4 protein-coding genes are annotated in these 6,487 nt (G+C 60.6%); all 4 read right to left on the reverse strand.

From position 1 onward, the window contains the following. On the reverse strand, positions 1-1,226 hold a 1,226-nt coding region (locus tag AC07R0_RS25590), incomplete at its 3' end, for a hemagglutinin repeat-containing protein (protein ID WP_495107009.1). A gap of 280 nt (positions 1,227-1,506) precedes the next feature. Further along, entirely contained in the window at positions 1,507-2,028 is a 522-nt protein-coding gene (locus tag AC07R0_RS25595; protein WP_495107010.1) for a hypothetical protein, read from the reverse strand. Between the two features lie 45 nt (positions 2,029-2,073). Beyond that, positions 2,074-2,481 (reverse strand): hypothetical protein, encoded by a 408-nt coding sequence (locus AC07R0_RS25600; RefSeq protein WP_495107011.1) that lies wholly within the window; start codon positions 2,479-2,481, stop codon positions 2,074-2,076. A gap of 13 nt (positions 2,482-2,494) precedes the next feature. After that, on the reverse strand, positions 2,495-6,487 hold a 3,993-nt coding region (locus AC07R0_RS25605), incomplete at its 5' end, for a hemagglutinin repeat-containing protein (RefSeq protein ID WP_495107012.1).

The following is a 6,487-nucleotide window of genomic DNA, read 5'->3' on the forward strand; positions in this document are numbered from 1 at the left end:
GCCCCGGCCTCCGAGGCCGTGCCCATCGACGCCACCGTCACCACAATCGCCACGATGAGGGAGCCGGCCTGTGTCAGCCCCTGGTGCTTGTAGTCCCAGCTCTTCTGGGCCAGCAGCTGGGCCTTCTCCTGCAGGGTCGGCGGCGGCGTGGTGGGCGCCTTGGTGAGGATGCTGGGGGATGTGGAGGTGGGTGAGGTGGTGGGTATGGTCGTGCTGGTAGTCGTAGCCGTGGCGGGAGCCACAGCCAGAATATCCGACGTCAGGACCGTGGCGGACGTGCCGCCGTTGATGCCGCTATTGCTGTCCACCATGCCTGCCGCACTGGCCACGGTGGTGGCCGCCGCTTTCTCCGCAGCAGCCTTCTCCACTGCAGCAGCTACTGCCGCTTTCTCTGCAGCGGCTTTCTCCGCCGCCACCGCCTGCTCGGCCTTCACCTCCGCTGCCGTCCTGGCGATCTGCACGTTGACGTGGCCCGCGTTCACGCTCAGGCTGCCCACCTCCAGCTGGTTGTAGTGGGCGGTCTCGGCGCTGCTGCCCTGGTCGCGGGACTTGCCGAGCATCTCATCGCCGCTGGAGCTGGTGTGCGCCAGGTATTGCGTGGTGGTGACCAGGTTCAGGTTCAGCGTACCGTCTGTGCCCGCGTCCAGGCTGAGCTTGCCGGGGGTCTTTGCCTGTACACCGGCCAGGGTGATGCTGCCGTTGGCGCCCGTGTCCCCGGTCGCCTTGATGTTGATGTTCTGCGCGCTCAGCGTGGTGGCCGCCAGCGTGGTGTCTTGCTGGTCCTGGGTACCTTTGGTCTTGGGGGTGATGCCCGTGACGTGCGGACCGATGCTGAGACCGCCACGGCTGCTGCTGTTTTGTTCGCTGGCGCTGCTGGCGTTCAGGCCCGACTGCAAGTTCACATCCGCCCCCTGCAGCGTCAAAGTCTGGCCGGCGCTGAGGTTGGAGGCGTAGACCACCAGCTGGTTACCCGCCACCAGGGTGGTATTGCCCCCGCTGGCGATGGTGCTGGCGGACTGGGTGGTCTGGCTGCTTTGCGTGGCGTGGCTGTTCTTGGCTTTCAGGTCGATGCGCTCGGCCGACACCATCAGGCCGGACGTCTTTTGCTCCTTGTCATAGCTGGCGCTGCTGGTGTTTTGCGCGGAGGTGACCACCAGGTTGTTGCCCGCGGCCAGCAGGGTGTTGGTCTGGGAGGTGATGCTGCTGCCACAGACCTGGCTGCCCACGCTGGTGCTGGCAGTCTGTGTGGTTTGACTGTTTTGTGTGACTACTACTGAATTGATAGCTGTTGGCGCAGCTGCTATCTGCGCTAGCAGCTGATTTGATGTGTAAATTTCAATGCTTGCCTGTGTGTGGCGCATTGAAAAAAGTTACGGACTTACCCGGTTCGGAACGGGAGAAGGTACAGGTCTCGTGAAAACGAGGTTGGAAATGGATACCCGGAGCTTGGCGAACCTGCGAACAGGACACCGGCTCATAACGGCAGGGTAACTGCCTGATTTAGATTTAGCGCTCAACAGCTTGAATGCATGTGAGTGCAGTAGACCTTAGCGCGACAGCTTTAGTTGGTATGGGTTGTACCGAGCCATCGGGCATGACCTTCATAACAGATAAGCTGCATACCCCATCCGAAATAGGGATGAAGGTACCTTCTCGCAGCTTTCGTGAGAACCGTCCGCTAACAAGATAGGTCTGATCAGTTTCAGGAACAAATTGCACTGAAGCTCGACAAAATTCATCGGGTCGCATAGCTGCTTCGATGGAAAGCACGATGGGTTGCTGCGCATGTACACGCTGGTCAACATCAACGTGCGTACGCCCTGAGTAGCAGCCGCTTTGGTTGAACGAGTTGATGAAATAGTCCCGACCTTTCAAAAGTGCTGCTGGTTGATTTGACTCAGGTGGTTTGTACTGAACGCCGATCGACTGGCAAGCAGTTAGAAAAATAATCATCACCAAACTCAATACTCGCATTTTATCCTTTAGTAATGGTTTAAATTTCAATGCATGAATGGAACGAGTCGGCAAGAGAATTACGTTCCTTGTTGTTGTGTTATGTCTTGAACACAAAATTTAAGTAAAACTCCACCACACTGGGAATTCCAAAAATTCATTTCTAATTTTCGACAACATGTCATCATCAATAATCGAAGTGAAGTTGATTTCCACTTGCCGATTACCTCCAACATCTGCTTTGGCAAAATTCCATGCAAACGTTAAGTTGCTGTCTATTTTCTGAAGTGCAATTGCAAAACATTCGCTCATATCTCGTAGCACTACTGCTTCCTCAAATGGTCCATGGAGAGATTTTGTAAAGCCATCCCAAGTCATACAGTCGATCCAAAACGTGCCTTCATATTCTGACGTGTGCTGAAACTGCGCCACAATAATTTGCACGCTGACGCGCATTGATGGAATATGCTCATCTGTCTCGATAACCTCTAAAACAAGATCGATGGGTTGTTTAAATTGAATTTTCATATTTTTTATCTCACTACTTTTGCAAAGCATGAATTAACGACGGCAATTGCCCCGGTTGTCTAGGTGGTGCAAATTTGAGTTCCCATTCACCGACATTCAGTATCTGGTTGTATACCACTCCGCTCTGAGTTGCAGTATTAACTGCCCCCTGCAGGCTAGCCAACTGCTCTTGCGAAGCCAAGCGGACCGATTCTGGTGTGAAATTGACAGCTTTGCTTTGTGCGAATTCAGCCATGTGCTCTGTTGCATTTCCTGCTACCCAAATACTCTGCCCGTTGGGTAGCGTCATCTCGAAAGAGCGGGGAATGGAAGAGCCTGGATAGGTCGGTTGTGTAGCCTTGATTGAATCAAACACAGTGCCAGTCGAATTACCTCCCCCATTCGCTCCGCCACTAGCCGCACTCCCACCCCCATCATCCGCCCCTTGGCTATAAGTCAAATTCCCCAGATTAGGCGAGCCACCCCCAGTCGCCATCGGAGGCAACACAACAGGCGCGCAAACGGGCGGAAGGCATACTACAGCTGGCAGTGCCGTCACCACCGCCGTCCCCCCAGCCGCTGGAGGCCGCCCGTCGTCGGTTGGCATGTCTTGCGGATTGACGGCGTAAGGGCCGTTTTGGGCGATGCCCTTTACCACGGTCACCGCACCGTCGCCGATATCCGTCAACGTGTCGGCAACGGTACCCCCATAGGACTTGATCCCCACCGCAACACTGCTCAGCACATTGCTAGTCACCATCCCCGCATTGGCTATCGTCAGTTGGAACTGCGAACTGTTCAACAGCGCAACTTGCTCATTGGGCGTCTTTTGGCTGAAGGCGGCATACGCTGGCCCATCCATCAGTACCGGGTCTCCTCCGCCCGGAGGCGCGACCCAGGCCCCCACCGAACCATCGGTGCCGACCACGATCTGCACACCCGCGCCCGAGGGCAGCGTATAGGCATTGCCCGACTTGCTGCCGTTGACCAAGGCCATCACTGCTGCGCTGCAGCCCGTGATGCAGTTCTTCTTGATGTCGGACAGATGCTTGAGCAGGTTATTGGTCGTATTCACCAATGCCACATTCCCGCCCACGACCGCGCCAGCAGACCCGCCCACCACCGCCCCCGCAGCTGCCCCAATCAAGGTGGAAGCCGCCTTCAGGTAGCTCTTGCCATCCTCGCTGCGGGGATCAATGCCTTGCTCGCGCAGGTAGTCGACTACGAGACTCGTTAAATACTCATTGGCCACCCCGGCAGCCAGCCCGGAGCCGATGTTGCCCCCGGCAATGGCCGCCTGGATAGCCCCCGACACCCCGTGCAGCACCATCTTCTCCGGGGAGCCATCGGCAAAGCCCATTCCCCCAATCTCATTGGCCATTACTGCCCCTGCCAGATTGGCCGCCTGTTGGTTCTGCTGCGCCTCCTTCTGCTTGGCCTCCAATTGCGATGCCTGCTGCAGCGTCAGCGTGTTCTTCAGCGCCCCATTGGCGGTACTGGCGTCTCGGCTGGTCAGCGTGGCCACCGTCTGCGCGCTGCTGGCGTCCGTCTGCGCATTGCCCGTACCGGTGATCGTCACCGCCGCCGGACTGATAACGCTCAGCGTGCTGGTATGCGTGTCTTCATTGGCCGGCATGCCGGCGCCCGAGCCCAGATTGCCCAGCATATTGCTGGCCGCATTCGCCGCCAGGGTGGCACCGAAGGACGTGGCGCCGCCATAGCCCAGCCCCGTCTGGCTGCTGCTGGCACTGGTGGTCTGCTGGTTGGCCAGATCGCTGCTGGTGAGGCTGGCGGTCTGCAGGCTGTTGTGCTCCGCGCTGGCCGTGCTGGTGATGGCGCCGCCCTTTAGGTCGGTGTTGCCTGCGACCTTGATGTCAAAGCCACCTGCACCTGTTTTGTCGCCCGCGGCGATACCGCTTTGTCCGGTGGCACTCTGGTAGTTATGGTCGATGCTGCTCTTGCCGTAGTTGACACTGCCGGTGACCGGTACACCCGCGCAGATGGGCGGAATGCACAGGCTCATGCTGAAGCCCGCGTTCTTCTGCTCGCTGGTGAACTGGCTCTGGTCCTGCAGGGTCTGGATGTTCAGGTTGCCGCCGATGTCGGCCGTGACCGTTTTGCCTGCCAACTGTGCACCCTGTAGATTGGTGTCGCTACCACTGCGAATGCTCAAGTGGTCGGTGGCGGTGACCAGGGTGTTGTCGTAGGTGGTCTCGCTGCCATTGCTGTGGCCGCTGGCGCGCGCGGCGTTGACTTGGAAGCTCATGCCGTTTTGCTCGCCGCCAAAGGCCACGGTGACCCCCAACCCGGCGCTGGAGCTGGCGTTGCGGGTCTGTACCGCGCTTTGGTTGACGGCGGCCGTGAGGTTCAGGTTGCGGGCCGCGTCCAGCGTGATGTCTCTGGCCTGCAACTTGGCGCCGGCGGCGCTGATATCCCCCTCGCGGCTGGTGATGCTGATCTTGTCGGCCTGCAGATTGGTGCCGCGCGCGCTGCTGTTGCTGTCGGCCGTGCTCTGACTGGACTTGCTTACGGTGAGGTTGACGCTGACGCCGAAGGCCTCTTTGCTGGCCACCGGGTTGTCACCTTTGGAGACCGCCTGGCTGATGCCGCTGCCCAGCTTGTAGGCGTCGTAGCCGGCCTTGAGGCTGGCGGCACCTTGCAGGCGCTTGTTGTCGGTGTTCTGCGCCAGGGTGATGTTGTCGCTGATGGCGGTGATGGCGCTGCCGATGAGGCCGGTGGGCGTGGAACCCAGCGTGACGCTGCGGCTCTGGCTCTCGGTGGCGCTGCGGCTGGTGCTGGAGATGGCCTGCAGGTCCACGGCATTGCCGGTGAGGGCGAGGTCGCCCTTGGCCAGCAGATCGGCGCCCTGGGTGGTGATGTTGCCCTGGCCGCTGCCTTTGTATTGCGCATCGGTGCCGGCGGTGATGGTCAGATTGCCGGCGTTGGCGGCGAGCGCGCTGGTGACGGCGGTGGTGCCATCGGCGTTGCCGGTTTGCGAGGCGTGGGAGGTGCCATAGAAGGTGAGGCGCCCCGACATGCTGGGTGACACGCTGGAGTTGCTGCTGCTGGAGTGGGCGCTTTGGGTGCTGCTCTGGTTGTCGCTGGCGGCCAGGATGTTGACGTTGCGCGCGGCGCTGATGGCGAGGTCTGTATCGGCGATCATCGTGCTGGCGCTGATGGTGGCATCGCGCCCGGCGGTGACGCTGACATTGGCGCCGGTGACGCTGGCACCCGTGTTCACGGTCTGCCGCATGCCCAGGGCCTGGTCGGAGGCGGCTTTGCCGAAGTTGACGCCGTTGATGCCGGTGTCAGTAAGACCGCTGCGGCTCGTCTGCTGGAAGTCGCTGGTCTGGCTGGTGTTCTGTGCGGACTGTATGGTCACATCGCGGGCCGCACTCAGCGTGGTGTCGCCCTGGGCGGTCAGGCTGGAGCCGGTAATGGCCAGGTCGCGCCCGGCGATGGCCGTGATGCTACCCGCACTCAGGCTGCTGCCAATCGCGCTGTCGCTGGTGCTGCTGTGGGCCTCGGTGCTGCTCTTGCTGGCCACCCCGGTGTTATGGCTACCGGCATTGGTCGTAGCCAGCTCGCTGTGCTGGTTCTGCGTGCCGATGAGGATGTCGCCTTGGGCCTGCAGGCCCAAGGCGCCCTGGCTGAGCTGGATGCTGCTGGCCTGCAGGGCAATATTGCCGCCGCTGGCCAGGGTCAGGTTGTCGCCCGCGCGGATGCGCGTGCCCTGCAGTGTCTGGTCATCCTGGTGCAGGCTATCGCTGTGGCTGCGCCCGCCGCCACTGCTGGCGGCATGGCTGTCCACCTGCAGCCGGTCCACGGCGGCGCTGAGATCGATATTGCCCTTGACGGCCAGGGTGCCGCCCCCGGCCAGGTCCATCTGCGCGCCCACGGCCGTCAGGTTGCCGCCCACCTGGGCCAGGGTGGTTCCGCCCACGCTGACGCTGCTGGTGGTGTTGAAGGTCTCGGTGCTGCTGGCCGCACCCCGGACACGGCCCGTGTAGGCGATCTGCTTGGTGTC

The organism is Rhodoferax sp. GW821-FHT07F03 (assembly GCF_059418745.1).